The 1,189-nt window shown below is 44.7% G+C and carries 2 protein-coding genes; one reads left to right on the forward strand and one right to left on the reverse strand.

Features of this window, described 5'->3' with window-relative positions; all coding sequences use genetic code 11:
• Positions 1–78 precede the first annotated feature (78 nt).
• Complete coding sequence (tnpA, locus tag C5469_RS22780) at positions 79–504, reverse strand: IS200/IS605 family transposase (RefSeq protein WP_166310966.1); 426 nt, start codon at positions 502–504, stop codon at positions 79–81.
• A 56-nt stretch (positions 505–560) separates the two neighbouring features.
• On the opposite strand from tnpA, the gene C5469_RS22785 reads away from it, so the two are divergent.
• A partial coding sequence (locus C5469_RS22785; protein ID WP_166310968.1) for an RNA-guided endonuclease InsQ/TnpB family protein occupies positions 561–1,189 on the forward strand: 629 nt, incomplete at its 3' end.

The raw sequence follows: 1,189 nt of genomic DNA on the forward strand, positions 1-1,189 counted from the left end.
TTAGCAAAATCCGCCGTAAACCCTAGCCCAGTGCGGGCGGGGATATAAGGCGAAAAGCCCGCAGGGCTTTAAAACACGTCACTCCGGCGTATTTTGACTGGCAACGTACGCTTTAAGCGTTTCTATCGTTGCCCCTCCAGCGCTACAAGCAAAGTACGATCTTGACCACAAAAGCCCAGTTTTGCTCTGCATTCTCAAATGCGTATTTTGCTGGCGAAGTAGCCGGGAAGAAACTGATTTTAAATTATTCACCAAAATGCTCACCGCGAGTTTAGGGGGATAAGCGACCAACAGGTGGACGTGATCTTGCTCACCATCCATCTCAATAATGTCACATTCTAGTTTTGTCGCTGCTGAAGTAAAAGCCTCCCGTAGCTGTTCAATCATACCTCCATCAAAGAGTTTACGGCGATACTTTGTCATGAATATTAAATGGACAACCCGCTTACTGACACTGTGTCGTTTTCGAAGAAAACCTTCCAGTAATTCATTGTGTTTACTCAATTGAAATATTCCTGCTACCTGTTACTATATCTGAACTATATCAATGAGCGCTGATTATGTTAAGAGCCATAAAGGTACGCATTTATCCCACTCCCGAACAGGCTGAATATCTTAATGCCCAGTTCGGTGCGGTTCGTTTTGCGTATAACAAGGCTCTGCATATTAAAAAACACGCCTACAAACGGTATGGGGTGAGTTTAAGCCCACGTAAAGATCTGAAGCCGTTACTGGCAACGGCAAAGAAATCACGTAAATATGCGTGGCTCAAGTCGTATGATTCCATTGCGTTACAGCAGGCGGTCATCAACTTAAACACGGCTTTTGAGCATTTCTTCAATCCAAAATTGCGGGCCAAATTCCCTGCCTTTAAGTGCAAACACGGAAAACAATCCAGTTATCACTGTGTTGGCGTGAAGGTGTTGAATGAAGCAATAAAAATTCCAAAGCTGACGCCGATAGAAGCGCGCATCCACCGTGAAATCAAAGGTGAAATTAAAAGTATTACCTTATCGCGTACGCCAACGGGAAAATATTTTGCCGCCATTCTCTGTGACGATGGCAAAGAAACACCGGTTCCTCCTGATGTGATTGATGCAGACAAAAGCGCGGGATGTGACCTTGGGTTAACCCACTTCCTTATCTATTCTGATGGCAGGAAACAAGCCAATCCCCGCTATTTAATCCG

This window comes from Photorhabdus cinerea (assembly GCF_011189575.1).
GTDB classification, from domain to species: domain Bacteria; phylum Pseudomonadota; class Gammaproteobacteria; order Enterobacterales; family Enterobacteriaceae; genus Photorhabdus; species Photorhabdus cinerea.